Origin of the sequence: Streptomyces sp. NBC_01498 (assembly GCF_036327775.1) — a bacterium.
GTDB lineage: Bacteria > Actinomycetota > Actinomycetes > Streptomycetales > Streptomycetaceae > Streptomyces.
The window spans coordinates 3,731,279-3,747,082 of record NZ_CP109598.1; the positions used below are offsets into that span (position 1 = coordinate 3,731,279).

The 15,804-nt window shown below is 71.1% G+C and carries 13 protein-coding genes and 1 tRNA gene; 8 read left to right on the plus strand and 6 right to left on the minus strand.

All coding sequences use genetic code 11. The annotated features are described in order from the left end of the window. Positions 1 to 51 precede the first annotated feature (51 nt). Positions 52 to 1,692: a protein kinase domain-containing protein gene (locus OG875_RS15910; RefSeq protein WP_330174895.1), complete on the minus strand. Its 1,641-nt coding sequence runs from the start codon at positions 1,690 to 1,692 to the stop codon at positions 52 to 54. 404 nt (positions 1,693 to 2,096) lie between these two features. On the opposite strand from OG875_RS15910, the gene OG875_RS15915 reads away from it, so the two are divergent. Then, entirely contained in the window at positions 2,097 to 3,659 is a 1,563-nt protein-coding gene (locus tag OG875_RS15915) for a protein kinase domain-containing protein (RefSeq protein ID WP_330174896.1), read from the plus strand. Here OG875_RS15915 and OG875_RS15920 read toward each other — a convergent pair whose 3' ends face one another. The 3 genes from OG875_RS15920 to OG875_RS15930 form a co-directional block, all read right to left on the minus strand. Further along, positions 3,660 to 4,739, minus strand: coding sequence for a phosphotransferase (locus OG875_RS15920; protein WP_443079120.1), 1,080 nt, complete (start codon positions 4,737 to 4,739; stop codon positions 3,660 to 3,662). Between the two features lie 191 nt (positions 4,740 to 4,930). Then, positions 4,931 to 5,485, minus strand: coding sequence for a pyridoxamine 5'-phosphate oxidase family protein (locus OG875_RS15925; protein WP_330174897.1), 555 nt, complete (start codon positions 5,483 to 5,485; stop codon positions 4,931 to 4,933). A 307-nt stretch (positions 5,486 to 5,792) separates the two neighbouring features. After that, complete coding sequence (locus tag OG875_RS15930) at positions 5,793 to 6,452, minus strand: response regulator transcription factor (protein WP_330174898.1); 660 nt, start codon at positions 6,450 to 6,452, stop codon at positions 5,793 to 5,795. A 325-nt stretch (positions 6,453 to 6,777) separates the two neighbouring features. Between OG875_RS15930 and pdhA the strand changes: the two genes are divergently transcribed. The 5 genes from pdhA (at position 6,778) to OG875_RS15955 (ending at position 12,456) form a co-directional block, all read left to right on the plus strand. Then, entirely contained in the window at positions 6,778 to 8,004 is a 1,227-nt protein-coding gene (pdhA, locus tag OG875_RS15935; protein WP_330174899.1) for a pyruvate dehydrogenase (acetyl-transferring) E1 component subunit alpha, read from the plus strand. Positions 8,005 to 8,006: 2 nt separating this feature from the next. Further along, positions 8,007 to 8,987: an alpha-ketoacid dehydrogenase subunit beta gene (locus tag OG875_RS15940; protein WP_330174900.1), complete on the plus strand. Its 981-nt coding sequence runs from the start codon at positions 8,007 to 8,009 to the stop codon at positions 8,985 to 8,987. Positions 8,988 to 9,001: 14 nt separating this feature from the next. After that, complete coding sequence (locus OG875_RS15945) at positions 9,002 to 10,450, plus strand: dihydrolipoamide acetyltransferase family protein (RefSeq protein WP_330174901.1); 1,449 nt, start codon at positions 9,002 to 9,004, stop codon at positions 10,448 to 10,450. A gap of 113 nt (positions 10,451 to 10,563) precedes the next feature. Beyond that, the gene (locus tag OG875_RS15950; RefSeq protein ID WP_330174902.1) at positions 10,564 to 11,739 is read left to right on the plus strand and encodes a methyltransferase domain-containing protein; all 1,176 of its coding nucleotides are present in this window, start codon (positions 10,564 to 10,566) and stop codon (positions 11,737 to 11,739) included. A 630-nt stretch (positions 11,740 to 12,369) separates the two neighbouring features. Next, positions 12,370 to 12,456, plus strand: a tRNA-Ser gene (locus OG875_RS15955). A gap of 123 nt (positions 12,457 to 12,579) precedes the next feature. Here the strand turns inward: OG875_RS15955 and OG875_RS15960 are convergent. Continuing rightward, positions 12,580 to 13,167 (minus strand): shikimate kinase, encoded by a 588-nt coding sequence (locus tag OG875_RS15960; protein ID WP_330174903.1) that lies wholly within the window; start codon positions 13,165 to 13,167, stop codon positions 12,580 to 12,582. 187 nt (positions 13,168 to 13,354) lie between these two features. On the opposite strand from OG875_RS15960, the gene OG875_RS15965 reads away from it, so the two are divergent. Next, complete coding sequence (locus OG875_RS15965) at positions 13,355 to 13,810, plus strand: lamin tail domain-containing protein (protein WP_330174904.1); 456 nt, start codon at positions 13,355 to 13,357, stop codon at positions 13,808 to 13,810. Positions 13,811 to 14,003: 193 nt separating this feature from the next. Here the strand turns inward: OG875_RS15965 and OG875_RS15970 are convergent, their stop codons facing one another. Continuing rightward, complete coding sequence (locus OG875_RS15970; protein ID WP_330174905.1) at positions 14,004 to 15,131, minus strand: bifunctional DNA primase/polymerase; 1,128 nt, start codon at positions 15,129 to 15,131, stop codon at positions 14,004 to 14,006. Between the two features lie 350 nt (positions 15,132 to 15,481). Between OG875_RS15970 and OG875_RS15975 the strand changes: the two genes are divergently transcribed. Further along, positions 15,482 to 15,787: a hypothetical protein gene (locus OG875_RS15975; RefSeq protein ID WP_330174906.1), complete on the plus strand. Its 306-nt coding sequence runs from the start codon at positions 15,482 to 15,484 to the stop codon at positions 15,785 to 15,787. The last annotated feature ends 17 nt before the right edge of the window (positions 15,788 to 15,804 follow it).

The window sequence follows — 15,804 nt, forward strand, 5'->3', positions numbered from 1 at the left end:
GCCGGATCGACCACCCCGGATCGACCACCCCGGATCGTCCACCCAGGTCGACTATCCCGGGTTGCCCGTCGAGATCTTCAGCTCGAACTCCTGCTTCCCGGGCAGCACCGCCGAGCCCTGGCTCGGGAACTGATCGACCACGATGCCTTCCGCCTGCGTCGGGTCGTCGACCTGGATCTCCTTCCAGGTCCAGTCCGCCGACCGCAGACACTCCTTCACCGACAGGATGTCCTTGTACCGCAGGTCGGGCGCCTGGACCTTGCTCGGGTCCACACCGTCCTCCCACGCGTCCTCGCACTTGTCCTTGTCGATGACGCGGTGGCGCTCCGGCGGGCGGTGACCCGCCGCGCTCGAACCGCTCGGCTTGGCGTTCGGGTCGTCGTCCTCGTTGCCACCCTGGGTGAGCACGAAGACCAGACCGGCGATCGCGGCGACCGCGAGGGCGACCGATCCGACGACGAGCGCCATGTTCCGCCGACCGCCACCACCACCGCCACCCGCACCGCCGCCGTTGCCGCCCTGCCCCTGCCCCATCGGATGCGTCTGCGGCGACATCGTGTACGGCGTCGGCGTCTGGTAGCCGTGGTGCTGGGGCTGCGGCTGGTGCTGCTGCGGATACCCGTACGTCGGCGCGGCCGACGCCGGCGGCCCGTACGGCCCCGGCTGGTACGGCGTCTGCACCCCGCCGTGCGGACCCGGCGCTCCGCCGTGCAGCGGCTGCGTCCCCTGGTCGACCGGCGGGAAAACCGCCGAGGCCACCCCCGCGCCGCTCGCCGACGGGGCGCCCCGCACGATCACCGGCGCGCCGGTCTGGCCCTGCGGCAGCACCCGCGCGCACTCGTCACGCATCGCGGCGGCGCTCGGAAACCGCTCGTTCGGGTTCTTCTTCAACGCCCGCGCGACCAGTGCGTCTACCGCGGGCGTGACGGAACGGTTGATCGAGGAGGGCGCGACCGGCTCCTCCTGCACATGCGCGTACGCGATCGCCAGCGGCGAGTCCGCGTCGAAGGGCAGCCGGCCCGTCAGCAGCTGGAAGAGCATGATGCCGACCGAATACAGGTCGGAACGGGCGTCCACGCCGCGCCCCAGCGCCTGCTCGGGCGACAGGTACTGCGGAGTCCCGACGACCATGCCGGTCTGCGTCATCGACGTGACACCCGACTGCATGGCCCGCGCGATGCCGAAGTCCATCACCTTGATGACGCCGCGCTTGGTCACCATCACGTTGCCGGGCTTGATGTCCCGGTGGACCAGGCCCATCTCGTGACTGGTCTCCAGCGCGGCGAGCACGTCCGCCGTCACCTTCAGCGCGCGGTCGGCCGGCATCGCCCCGTACTGCCGGATGTCCGACTGGAGGACGGAGCCGAGCGGCTGCCCCTCCACGTACTCCATGACGATGTACGGCATGAGCGAGCCGTCCAGCTCGTCCTCACCCGTGTCGAACACGGAGACGATGTTGGTGTGCGAGAGTTTCGCCACAGCCTGCGCCTCGCGGCGGAAGCGCTCGCGGAAGGACTGCTCGCGGCCCAGTTCGGTGTGGAGCGTCTTGATCGCGACCTGCCGGTCGAGCGCCGAGTCGTACGCGAGGTAGACGGACGCCATGCCGCCCTCACCGAGAAGATCACGAAGCTGGTAGCGGCCCCCCGCGACCGAACCGCCCGCGTAGCGGCCCTGTGCGCCGTCCTGGCTCATGAGTGTGCTTCCCCCCCGGCACGGCGGCGCGGTGTTGCCGGTGGCTTCGCGTCGATCCGTGCTGATCCGCGCTCGCGTGGTCCCGTGTCTACGGGGGCAAGTCTGCCGCAGGGCACTGACACGTCAAGCCGGGCGCCCGTTCCGTGACCGTACGCACAACAAGCATCCCGGAAGCGTTACAGGACCCGCATGGAATGTGCGTGCCCGCACCCGTAGCTGATTGGATGACCGGTCCAGCTCCGGCGGGCCCGCCGCGCGGAGGCTGTAGCGTGACCGGCACAGCACCGTTCAGGTTCCCCAACGGGCCCTGAACCCCATACATTCCATGCATTCCCTTCATCCCAGGCACCACCGCGTCCCGCGCACGCGGGCGGGCACGTGGACAGAAACGACGGCGAGGACTGATGGCACCCGAACCCGAAGCAGGCGGCGGCGGAGTGCCTGATGCGGCGGACTCATGGGGCGTCGGCGGACTGGTCGGCGACGGCCGCTACCGGATGACGTACCGCCTCGGCCGGGGCGGCATGGCCGAGGTGTACGCGGCGGAGGACGTGCGGCTCGGCCGCACCGTGGCGGTCAAGCTGCTGCGTTCCGACCTCGCCGAGGACCCCGTCTCGAAGGCCCGCTTCACCCGCGAGGCCCAGTCGGTGGCCGGGCTCAACCACCATGCCGTGGTGGCCGTGTACGACTCCGGTGAGGATGTGGTGGGCGGCCAGACCGTCCCGTACATCGTCATGGAGCTCGTCGAGGGCCGCACGATCCGCGATCTGCTCCTCAACGCCGAGGCCCCGCCGCCCGAGCAGGCGCTGATCATCGTCTCCGGGGTGCTGGAAGCGCTCGCGTACTCGCACCAGCACGGCATCGTGCACCGCGACATCAAGCCGGCGAACGTGATCATCACGCACGGCGGCGCGGTCAAGGTCATGGACTTCGGCATCGCGCGCGCCCTGCACGGCGCGCAGTCGACCATGACCCAGACCGGCATGGTCATGGGCACGCCCCAGTACCTCTCCCCCGAGCAGGCGCTGGGCAAGGCCGTCGACCACCGGTCCGACCTGTACGCCACCGGCTGTCTGCTCTACGAACTCCTGTCGCTGCGCCCGCCGTTCACCGGCGAGACACCGCTGTCCGTGGTGTACCAGCACGTCCAGGACATCGCCGTCCCGCCCTCCGAGGTCTCGGACGTGGCGCCGCCGGAGCTGGACGGGCTGGTCATGCGCTCGCTGGCGAAGGACCCGGACGACCGGTTCCAGAGCGCCGAGGAGATGCGCGGCCTCGTCCAGTACGGCATGCAGATGCTCCAGCAGCAGGGCAGCCACACGGGCACCTGGAACACCGGCCCCGTCGACCTGCACGAGAGCGGCATCCCGGCGATGGGCGTCGCCGCGACGGCCGCGCTCGGGCACCCGATGCACGGCGACACCGCGCAGCGCCCGATGCTGCCGCCGCAGAATCCGCACGACGGCGGCTACGACGGGATGCACCACGGCAACGGGGGCGGTGGCCGCGGCAAGATGTGGCTGGTCGCCCTGCTCGCCGTGGTCGCGATCGTGGCGGGAGTCGCGTACGCGGTGAACAACATCACCGGCTCGGGTGACAGCGGCACCCCCGACCAGAAGACCAGCCAGAGCCCGTCGGACACCCCCAGCGACGAGCCGTCGAAGTCGGACGAGGAGCCCACGCCGTCGGACGACGGCGACCAGGACACCTCGACGGGCGGCAACCAGCAGCCGGAGTACCCGACGGACGACACCCCGAGCGAGAAGCCGTCGGAGTCGGACAAGCCGTCCAACACCCCGTCGTCCCCCGACCCGGGCGACGACGAGGGGACGACGGACGGGGGCAGCGGGGAGCCGTCGTCGGACCCGACGACCGAGGACCCGCCGGAGGAGACGCCTCCGCCGGAGGAGGAAACGGCGATCGGCGGCGGCGAGGGCACCTCCGTCGGCCTCGGCGACCAGAACTGATCACCCGGCGAACGCGTCGCGTACTTTCTCGTACCCCCGCGTCCACCAGACCGCCAGGGCCGACACCGCGGGAAACTGCGGGTCGGCCCTTCGGTCGTCCAGCTGGTAGCGCCAGCGCAGTATCCAGAAGTCGTTGAGCCGCTCCCACCACACCCGGTGGACGGCGGCGGCCAGTTCGGCGGCGTCCGCGCCCGACGCCTGCCGGTAGGCGTGCGCGTACGCCCGTACCTTCGCCAGGTCCAGCTCCCCCGACGGCAGGACGAAGAAGATCGCCGCCGCCCGGACGGCCTCCTCCGCGCGCGGCTGGACGGACAGCCGGTCCCAGTCGACGATCGCGACGGGTTCGGTGCCCCGGTAGAGCAGGTTCAGCGGGTGGAAGTCGCCGTGCACCCACCCGGTGGGCGTCTCGGCGCCGCGCGGCGGCCGGTGGTGGGCGTAGCGCTCCAGCAGGTCGCGGCGTTCCCGCAGCCGGTGCTCGGCGAGGAGATCGAACTCGTCGCGCGGGCTGCGGTCGCGGGCGAGCGCGAGGAGTTCGTCGATGAGGGCGAAGGTGTCGGCCGGGGTGGCGCTGTCGTACGCGCCTTCGTACGGAGGGTGGTCCGGCGCGGCCCCCATGACCTCCTCCAGACAGGTGTGTACGGCTCCGAGGAGCGTCCCGAGCCGCCGCGAGGCGTGGTGGGTGAGCTGGGCGCCGGTACGGTGCCGGCCGTTGATCCAGGGGTGCAGGGCGTAGCAGTGGCCGCCGACGACGGCGACGGTGCCGCCCTCGGTGTCCCGTACGGGCGGTGCGACGGGCATGCCGAGCGCCTGGAGCCGGCGGGTGGCGCGGTGCTGGCGGCCGATGGACTCGCGGTCGCCGTCGAGATGGTGCTTGAGGAAGTAGGCACCGTGGGTGGTGGTGAGCCGGTAGCCCCGGTTCAGCAGGCCCTGGGCGACCGGCTGGCAGGCCAGCGGTTCGCCGCCGTACTGGTAGCGGCGGAGCAGGTCACCGAGCGGCAGGAGGCCGAAGGGCAGGTCCACCACGGGGGGAGCGGGCGCGACATAGGGCAGCGTCGCAATTGTTGCAGATGAGCGCGGCACCTTTCAGATGATAGATCACGCAGCGTGGCGGTCTTGTCGCGGTGCGCTCGCGCGGGGGGCGGCCGGGGAAATGTCGAACGGCCGGTCGAATGACTGCTCGAACGCGTGGTCGAACGCATGGTCCACTGTGCGGCGGGGTACGGGCGGGCGCGGGCCCGGCGGGCGGTCCGGCCGGTTGCCCCGCCGTCCCGTCATCCCGCGAGGTACTCGGCGGGTCGGCCCTCGGTACGGACCACCGGCTGCCCGTCCCGGTCCGCGTCGCGCCGACCGTCCGGCCGCCCGTCCCGGTCTCCGTCGGGGCATACGCACGCGGAGGAGCCCCCGGGCAGGTGCCCGGCGCGGTCCTCGGCGGCGTGGTCCGTCGCGTATTCGAGAAGGTGCACGGTCGCGAACCGCGGTGTGAGGCTCATGTAGACGGGCTCGAAGGGTTCGCCGTCGACGCGGTGCGGGCCCCCGCCGAAAAGCGCCAGTTCGTCCTCCGTCGGCCTGATCATGTTCGCGGTGCCGGTGAACTGGACCGACCACAGGCCGGGCTCGCCGCTGCTGAAGTTGTCGGCGCCGTACGCGACCACGCTGCCGCCGCACGCCCGGTGGTACCCCATCCCGCGGTGCATCCGCAGGACCACGTTCCCGTCCCTGACGATGTGGCGTGCCGGTGCCACGAAGGGCATCGCCCGCATACTCGTCGCCACGCGCCCGTACCGGACTCGTCGAAGCAGTTCGATCGCGCGCACATCAGTGGACATGCCGTCCACTCTCTGTCACCGCCCGTCCACACAGCCAGGGGAGCCCGCCCCCGATCGGCGGGACCTTGGTCCTCGCCGGGCCTCCGCCCGACCCGGGCGGAGTCGGGGCCTTCGCCGGGTTTCACCGCTGCCGTCACCGCGTCGTCCCAGGTCAGGCGGGTCGAACGGTCGCGCCGGAGGTCAGTCGCGCCCACGGTCGGTCGCGTCGGCGTTCAGTCGGGTCGCCGTGGTCTGCGGTCGGTCGGGCCGGCGGTCGGTCGGACCGAGGTTCAGCGGGTCGGCGTGCTCGGCGTTCGATCGGCTCGGGTCAGCGCTGCTCGGCCTGGATGCGCGCCACGTACGCCGCCGCCTGCGAGCGCCGCTCCATACCCAGCTTGGCGAGCAGGCTGGAGACGTAATTCTTGATCGTCTTCTCGGCGAGATGCAGCCGCTCGCCGATCGCGCGATTGGTCAGCCCCTCCCCGATCAGGTCCAGGATCTTGCGTTCCTGCTCGGTGAGGGCCGCGAGTTTCTCGTCGCCCTTGGGGGTGCTGCCCTCGCGCAGCCGCTGGAGGACGCGCGCCGTCGCGACCGGGTCCAGCAGGGACCGGCCGGCCGCCACGTCCCGTACGGCGGTGAGTAGTTCGTCGCCCCGGATGGCCTTGAGCACGTACCCCGAGGCGCCCGCCATGATCGCGTCGAACAGCGCCTCGTCGTCGGAGAACGAGGTGAGCATCAGGCACTTGATGGCCTCGTCCCGCGCGCGGATCTCCCGGCACACCTCGACCCCGCTGCCGTCCGGCAGCCGTACGTCGAGCACCGCCACGTCCGGTCGGGTCGCCGGGATCCGGGTGAGCGCCTCCGCGGCGGTCCCGGCCTCGCCGACCACCTCGATGTCGTCCTCGACGGCGAGCAGCTCGTGCACACCCCGTCGGACGACCTCGTGGTCGTCCAGTAGAAAAACGGTGATTTTTCCCTTTTCAGGCACGAGATCAGTCAAACACACTTCCCCCTATCCCCGCCGTGGGCCGCCGGGATAACGTGCCGTTGTTCCGGCGGCCTGCAAGGCTGTGACCAGTGGTTGTCCCCAACTTTTTCGATTTACTTGGAAATCCAAGCAAAATCGCAGGTCAGTAGGGGTTTCGCAGGAGTGCGACCCACTGGGTAACGTGCCTGTGACAGGGTGCTCGCCGGGGCACCTGTCACGCCTGTCCCGGCCGGACCGCACCCACCCCGTGCACACGTCCGGAGACAGGCGAGCCGCACTGGTACCCGGCGGATCCCGGGGACCGGACCGACGGAGGAGCACGCACGTGACCGTGGAGAGCACTGCCGCCGCGCGAAAGCCGCGACGTAGCAGCGGCACCAAGCGCGCCGGTGTCAAGAGGACGCCGCAGCCGAAGGCTACCGAGCCCCAGCTCGTACAGCTGCTGACGCCCGAGGGCGAGCGCGTCCAGAACGACGAGTACGACGGCTACGTCGCCGACATCACCCCCGAGACCCTGCGCGGCCTGTACCGCGACATGGTGCTCACCCGCCGTTTCGACGCCGAGGCCACGTCCCTCCAGCGCCAGGGCGAGCTGGGCCTGTGGGCCTCGCTGCTCGGCCAGGAGGCCGCCCAGATCGGCTCCGGACGCGCGCTGAACGACGACGACTACGTCTTCCCGACCTACCGGGAGCACGGCGTCGCCTGGTGCCGGGGCGTCGACCCGACGAACCTGCTCGGCATGTTCCGCGGTGTGAACCACGGCGGCTGGGACCCCAAGACCAACAACTTCCACCTCTACACCATCGTCATCGGCTCGCAGACGCTGCACGCCACCGGCTACGCGATGGGCGTGGCCAAGGACGGCGCGGACTCGGCCGTCATCGCCTACTTCGGCGACGGCGCCTCCAGCCAGGGCGACGTGGCGGAGGCGTTCACCTTCTCGGCCGTCTACAACGCGCCGGTCGTGTTCTTCTGCCAGAACAACCAGTGGGCCATCTCGGAGCCGACCGAGAAGCAGATGCGGGTGCCGCTCTACCAGCGCGCCCAGGGCTTCGGCTTCCCCGGCGTCCGCGTCGACGGCAACGACGTCCTGGCCTGTCTGGCCGTGACACGTGCCGCGCTGGAGCGCGCCCGCAGCGGCGAGGGCCCCATGCTCGTGGAGGCGTTCACCTACCGCATGGGCGCGCACACCACGTCCGACGACCCGACGAAGTACCGGGCGGACGAGGAGCGCGCCGCGTGGGAGGCCAAGGACCCGATCCTGCGGCTGCGCGCGTATCTGGAGCGTGAGTCGACCGCCGACGAGGCGTTCTTCGCCGCGCTGGAGGAGGAGAGCGAGGCGCTCGGCAAGCGGGTGCGCGAGGCGGTACGGGCGATGCCCGACCCCGACCACCTGGCGATCTTCGAGCATGTCTACGCGGACGGGCACGCGCTCGTCGACGAGGAGCGCGCGCAGTTCGCCGCGTACCAGGCGTCCTTCGCGGACGCCGGCATGGGGACTGGTACGGGCTCCGGCACCGGCTTCGAGGGTTCCGCCGAGGAGGGCAAGTAACCATGGCAGTAACGAAACTTCCCCTCGCGAAGGCGATCAACGAGTCGCTGCGCGTCGCCCTCGACACCGACCCCAAGGTCCTGATCATGGGCGAGGACGTCGGCAAGCTCGGCGGCGTCTTCCGGGTCACCGACGGTCTCCAGAAGGACTTCGGCGAGGACCGCGTCATCGACACCCCGCTCGCCGAGTCGGGCATCGTCGGTACGGCCATCGGGCTCGCCCTGCGCGGCTACCGCCCGGTCGTGGAGATCCAGTTCGACGGCTTCGTCTTCCCCGCGTACGACCAGATCGTCACCCAGCTCGCGAAGATGCACGCCCGCGCGCTCGGCAAGATCAAGATGCCGGTCGTCGTCCGGATCCCGTACGGCGGCGGCATCGGCGCCGTCGAGCACCACTCCGAGTCGCCCGAGGCGCTGTTCGCGCACGTGGCGGGGCTGAAGATCGTCTCCCCGTCGACGTCCGCGGACGCCTACTGGATGATGCAGCAGGCCATCCAGAGCGACGACCCGGTCATCTTCTTCGAGCCCAAGCGGCGCTACTGGGACAAGAGCGAGGTCGACACCGAGGCCATCCCCGGCCCGCTGCACAAGGCGCGGGTCACCCGGACCGGCACGGATCTGACGCTCGCGGCGTACGGCCCGATGGTGAAGGTGTGCCTGGAGGCCGCGGACGCCGCCGCCGAGGAGGGCAAGTCGGTGGAGGTCCTGGACCTGCGCTCGGTGTCCCCGATCGACTTCGACACGATCCAGACGTCCGTGGAGAAGACGCGCCGGCTGGTCGTGGTCCACGAGGCGCCGGTGTTCTTCGGCTCCGGCGCGGAGATCGCCGCCCGGATCACCGAGCGGTCCTTCTACCACCTGGAGGCTCCGGTGCTGCGGGTCGGCGGATTCCACGCCCCGTATCCGCCGGCGCGCCTGGAGGAGGAGTACCTTCCGGGCCTGGACCGGGTGCTCGACGCCGTCGACCGCTCGCTCGCGTACTGAGGAGTGCCGTGACCATGACCGCAGACACTTCTGCCCGCTACCGGGAGTTCAAGATGCCCGACGTGGGCGAGGGACTCACCGAGGCCGAGATCCTCAAGTGGTACGTACAGCCCGGCGACACCGTCACCGACGGCCAGGTGGTGTGCGAGGTGGAGACGGCGAAGGCGGCCGTCGAACTGCCCATCCCCTACGACGGGGTGGTGCACGCGCTGCGCTTCGCGGAGGGCACGACGGTCGACGTCGGCGCCTCGATCATCACGGTCGACGTGGCGCCGGGGAGCGACGACGGGGCGGCGCCCGCTGCCGCTGACACCGCCGCTCCCGCTCCCGCTCCCGCTGTCGCCGAGCCCGTCGCCGAGGACGCCGAGCCGAAGGGGCGCCAGCCGGTGCTCGTCGGCTACGGCGTCTCGGAGGCGTCCACGAAGCGGCGCCCGCGCCGGGGGGCCGCTCCGGCGGCTGCTGTTCCCGAGCAGGGCGCGGCCGTCCCGGCGGCGTCGGCCGGCGCGGCGATCCAGGCGGAGATGAACGGCCACCGGCCGGTCGCCGCCGAGGGGCTCGCGCGTCCACTGGCGAAGCCGCCGGTACGCAAGCTCGCCAAGGACCTCGGCGTGGACCTGGCGACGATCACGCCGACGGGCCCGGACGGGATCATCACCCGCGAGGACGTGCACGCGGCGGTCTCCGCGCCGCAGGCGCCCGCCGCCGTATCGGCTCCGGCTCCGGTTTCCGCACCGTCCGCCGCACCCGGCACGGCGGTTGCCGGCCGGGAGACCCGTATCCCCGTGAAGGGCGTACGGAAGGCGACGGCGGCGGCGATGGTGGGCAGCGCGTTCAGCGCGCCGCACGTCACGGAGTTCGTGACGGTCGACGTGACCCGCACGATGCGCCTGGTGGACGAGCTCAAGTCCGACAAGGACATGGCGGGCGTACGGGTCAACCCGCTGCTGCTCATCGCCAAGGCGCTGCTGGTGGCCATCAAGCGCAACCCCGAGATCAACGCCACCTGGGACGAGGCCGCACAGGAGATCGTGGTCAAGCACTACGTGAACCTCGGCATCGCGGCGGCGACCCCGCGCGGCCTGCTCGTGCCGAACATCAAGGACGCGCACGACAAGACCCTGCCCCAACTCGCCCAGTCCCTGGGCGAACTGGTGTCCACGGCCCGCGAGGGCAAGACGACCCCGGGGGCTATGCAGGGCGGCACGGTGACCATCACCAACGTCGGCGTCTTCGGCGTCGACACGGGTACGCCGATCCTCAACCCGGGCGAGTCCGCGATCCTGGCGGTCGGCGCGATCAAGCTCCAGCCGTGGGTCCACAAGGGCAAGGTGAAGCCCCGTCAGGTCACCACCCTGGCACTGTCGTTCGACCACCGCCTGGTCGACGGCGAACTGGGCTCCAGGGTCCTCGCGGACACGGCGGCGGTCCTGGAACAGCCGAAACGGCTGATCACCTGGGGCTGACGTCTTCACTGAACCCCCAAGGGCCGCAACCCCGCGAGGAGTTGCGGCCCTTGGGGGTTGGTGCGGGCTTCATTTCCCTCCGCTCACGGAACGCGACTGATATACCTCATTGAGTGACGGAGCTGACGGAACCGACCGAACTGAACGACGGCTACGGGCGGTTGCTCGCCGACTTGACGACGTCCGGCGCGCTGGCGGACGACTGGCGGGGCGCGTTCGAGCGCGCCCCGCGTGCGGCGTTCGTGCCGGAGGCCGTATGGGTGCGGGAGGAAGGGGCGCCGGGCGGCCGTCGGCGGGTTGTCCGGTCGGCCGAGCCCGAGCGGTGGCGGGCACTGGTCGACGCCGACGACGTGGTCGTCACGCAGGTGGACGACGGAGCCGACGGCGGTCGGGGCGTCGCCACGTCGTCCACTTCCCAGCCCACGCTGGTGGCTTCGATGCTCCGGCATCTCGACGTCACCGACGGCGCCCGGGTCCTCGACATCGGCACGGGCACGGGCTGGACAAGTGCGCTGCTGGCGGCCCGACTCGGCGGCGAGGCCGTGACGACGGTGGAGATCGATCCCCGCATCTCGGCGCGGGCCGCGACCCGTCTGGCGGCGGCCGGTCTGATGCCCGGACGTCTGGTCGTCGGCGACGGGCTGGCGGGCCGGCCGGAAGGAGCGCCGTACGACCACGTCCACTCGACGGCGGCGGTACGCCACGTGCCCCGCGCCTGGCTGGACCAGACCCGCCCCGGCGGCACGATCGTCACGCCGTGGGGAACGCCGTACGCCAACGTGGGCCTGCTGCGGCTGGTGACGGGCCGGCCCGGCGGCCCTTCGTACGGCCGCTTCGTGGGCAACGCCGGCTTCATGTGGATGCGCGCGCAGCGCCCGCACGACGCCGTGCTGTTCCCCTCCACGGAGCCCGACGTGTGCGGTCCGTCCGCGATCAACCCGGAACTGGCCCTGTGGAACGTGGACGTGGCCTTCACGATCGGCCTCCGCGTCCCGGACACGAGCTACGTCCACATCCACGACACCCCGGACCCGTCGGCGACCTACCGCATCGTCCTCTCGGACGGCGAGGGCTCCTGGGCGTCGGCCCGCTACGAGGCATGGGACGCCCCCGACGCGGTCCGCCAGTGGGGCCCGCGTCGCCTCTGGGACGAGATCACGATGGCCCGACGCTGGTGGGAGGAACAGGGCTGCCCCGAACTGACCCGCTTCGGCCTGACGCTGACCCCCGACGACCGCCAGGAACTCTGGCTGAACACCCCCGACCACCCGGCCACACCGGAGAACTGACGACACCGGAGCCGCCGACGGCGGGCGCCTCGTCGCCCCACCCCGCCCGCAGGTGTTCTCGCAGTCGCGGTGGCGCGTTGACGCTGCGGACGGTCAGCTCGCACCGGTGACCCCCTCCAGGCAGCGAGGGGTCGACGCGGTACGTCACCGAGGCCGGCCGGCCCCCGCGGCCGGACCTCGCCGAGGAGTCGGCACGGAGGTGACCGTGGGCTTCGAGCAGGGCGAGGGCCGGTTCGACCTTGGCGACCGTGCGGAAGTGACGGGACGCGGCGACCGCGTCGCGGCGCCTGAACATGGCGCGCCAGGCGCTGTCCGCCTTCGGACGGCGGCAGCCGGCCGAGAATCACGGGGTGACGCCAGTCGCCGGGGCAGCGCCGATCAGGCCGAAGACCCCCAGGGTGTGGTGACTTCCACGAAGCCGCTCGTGCCGACCTCGGCGTCCTCGGCGGCGTCACCGGCGAGAAGTCCCCCGGGCGGAACTCGCAGCTGTCTGCTGCCCGACGCGAAGGGGGGCTCATATCATCACGCTCGCGCGCTCGCCGCCGTGGCCCATCCTCTGGCCAGGCAGAAGCACCAAAGAGCCACAGCCGGTACGCTGTACCCGCTCCGCTGCTGGTCGGGCGGGGCGTGGGTGGGTTGCCCGAGCGGCCTAAGGGAACGGTCTTGAAAACCGTCGTGGCAGCGATGTCACCGTGGGTTCAAATCCCACACCCACCGCAGCATCACGGCAGGTCGGCGCATCAGCAGGTCGAAGGGCGGGTCCCCGAATCGGGGACCCGCCCTTCGACCTGTGGTCGGTGCCGGCGACCGGGAGCCGACCGTCCCGTCGTCGTCAGCTCATCAGCTGCTTCGCAGCAGGCGTGCCGCGGTCTCGGTGGGTGTCTCGTCGCCCGTGTAGAGCGTGCGGGTCGCGATCCGTTCCGTGGTGTGGTCGTCGAGCCACTGGGCCAGGAAGTCGTGGCCGTCGATGAGCCAGGAGTGGCCCTTGGTCGCCCAGCAGCGTTCGCGTAGGACGGCCAGTGAGGTCTCGCGGTCGGGCGAGGGCAGGAGGCGGACCACGTTCGGGCAACGGCGCAGCGTGGTCCGGACGGTGGCCGTGTGCCGGTGGTCCGTGTAGGTGGTGTGGCCCGCGCCCAGGGCGAGTACCGCGTCCGGGTGGTCGGTGGTGGCGCGGGCCACAGCGTGGGCGCGGGCCGGTTCCCACTCCGCCTCCGCCGTGAGGCGGCCGACCGCGGTGATGCGGTCGCGGAGCCGGGTGAGGCTCCAGCCCGCCTCCGCGTAGTACTCCTCTCCCGTGGCGTCCAGGTCGACGAACGGTCGTCCCGTCCGCGCCGCGATCTCGTGGCCGATGGTGGTCTTTCCCGCGCCGGCCGGGCCGGTGAGGACCATCCACGGTGTGCGGGCGGTGGTGGGCCGGGGCCGGGGCATGTTGTCGCCGTGTTTCTCGGGTCGGGGCCGGGTCGTCCGAAATGGGGCTCACTGTACGGGAGTTGAGCGCGCTACCAGTCGGTATGTCCTTGTTTCGGGAAAACCGGTCGAGTTATAGAGAGATGGTCATACTCTGAGCGCCTGCCGGGCCCTTTGGGGGGTGCCCGGGAACGATCAGAGGACGTACATGCGCTACTCCCGCACACTTTCCACCGTCGTCGCTTCGGCCGCGGTGGTCACCGGAACGGTTCTGCTTCCGGCACAGGCCCAGGCCGCCGGGTCGGTTCATCTGTACAAGGTCTACTACGACAGCCCCGGCACCGACAGCCGCTCCAACGCCAGTCTCAACGGTGAGTACATCCAGATCCGCAACACCACCACCAGCACGGTCAGCCTCACGGGCTGGACGGTGACCGACTCGGCGAACCACCGCTACACGTTCGGCAGTTACTCCCTCGGCCGCGGCAAGACCGTGACCGTACGCACCGGTTCGGGCACCAACTCCGCGACCACCCGCTACCAGGGGCGGGGCGCGTACGTCTGGAACAACGACCGGGACGTGGCCACGCTCAAGAAATCGACCGGTACCCAGGTGGACACCTGCTCGTACAACTCGACCCGCGTCGACTACAAGATGTGCTGACCGGCCCGTAGTGACGTAGTGCGTTTACGCCCGTACCGCCCGTACCGCACATAGCCAATGACCGTCGGCGCGTCGGGCATCGATGTGCGGCAGTCCCAACGCGCAGAGCGGGACGGGCGGGGGGACAGACGGGGGCGTACGCCGGAGCGGAGCGTTGCGGCGTACGCCCCCCTCGGCGTATCTGCGGGGCTCCCTACGCGCGCGGTGGGGTCGTCAGGCGGGCCGCGGAGGCGATCGTCGTGCGCGCCTCGTGTTCGGTGAGGCCCGTCCGTACGGCGGCGTCGACCAGTTTCTCCGCGAGCGAGTCGCCGAAGCCGTGCTCGTACGCCCGGCAGGCCGCCCAGAACAGCCGGGTGTTGCGCTGGCCCGCGTGCGCGGCGAGGACGAACTGCACCAGGCCGTGGCCCTGCGCCGGGCGGCCCCGGTGGCTTCCCGGTCCTGCGGGACGGCCGCGTTCGGGGGGCGTGAGCAGGCGCAGGAGGGCGCGTGGGCAGGGCGCGGGGGTGATTCCGGCCGAGCTGGGGGCGAGGCGGTACGCGCCCCGGGCGCTGACGGAGCCGGGCCCGACGAGATAGCCGCCCGCGCCGCGTACGTCGATGCCGGGTGCCAGCCGGCTCGCCGAGTTGGGGACCGTGATCCCGGCCGGGCCGGACAGCCAGATGTGCCGGCCGCCGCTCGGGGTGAGGACGACGACGGTATCCGGCAGGGTGAACAGGTGCTGGAAGGCCAGTTGTTGGAGCGCCGCCACCGAGTCCGGCGTCGGACCGGCCACGATCGCGGGCGCGTACTCGGCCCCGTTCCCCGCCGCATCCGCGACCGGATCCCCGGCCCCGCCCCAGCTCACGTGCCCGGATCCGGACAGGGACCCGCCCCCGGACCCGAATCCGGCCCCGGACCCTGACTCGCCCCCGGACCAGCCCCCGGCTCCGCCCGTACGTTCCGTCGCGCCCGTCGTCGGTGTGACGTCCAGGTCGATGCCGATGAGGTGGTGCGGCGCGCGTCCGCAGGCGATGCCGTAACCCGTTGCCCAGGGCGCGGCGGCGAACAGCGCCCGCACGCCCGCCGGATCGGTCGTGGCGTCGTACACGCCGTGGCCGGGGCGACCGCACTCGCCGCGGCAGGGATGGCCGCCAGGGCCCGCCCCCGCCCCGGCCCCCGCACCGACGTCGGCGCCCGCCCCGACTCCCGGCTCGCCCCGGTGCGGTGAGCGGAGGGCGGGGAGCTTGTTCGGGGACAGCGGGATGACGGGGAACCCGCTCTCAGCTGCGGAAAGGGCGTATGTGAGGGCCAGGGTTGTCGTGTGCCGGGCAGTGGTGGCCATGGGTCTATGTTCGCACTTACGTTCGAATAAAGGCAGTGGGAAAGATTGGCCGAAAGTGTGCCGAAACGCTTCACCCCTTGGGGTGGCGGGGCGGTGGCGAGGTCCGTACGGCTGGATACCTGACGAACTGGCCTGTTGATGTCATGTAGGTGGTTTATCGACATGTCCTCACGCTTGCGAGGGAATCGCCCCCTCAGGGCTGGTTCGCCGGAGATTCGGTGGGCAATTCTTGTTCCGCGACGTCGAGCACAACGTCGGGGCGGTCGGCCAACTGCTCCGCCGAAGGCCGTACTTCTCGTTCAGCGATAAGCGATAAGCGATCAGCAGCTCTCGTTCCTGGAGGAACTGACATGGCAAGCTTCCGTACCGCCCGCGTCTTCGCCGCCGTCGCCGCTCTGCCTCTTGCCGTGGCGCTATTCACCGGCTCGGCGTCGGCCGACGACTTCGCGGACGACGGATCGAACGTCGGCGTCGCCGCGATCGTCGGCAGCGGTGTGGGTGGCGACAACTCCGGCAATTCCACCACCACTCAGCAGGTGGCGACCGGTCCCGGCGCGTCCAACCACAACAGCACGGCCAATGTGAACGACTCCGGATTCACGGCGATCGACCAGTCCGACGACGACATCGCGGTGAACTTCGTCGATCTCTTCTGATACGCGGCCCGACGGGG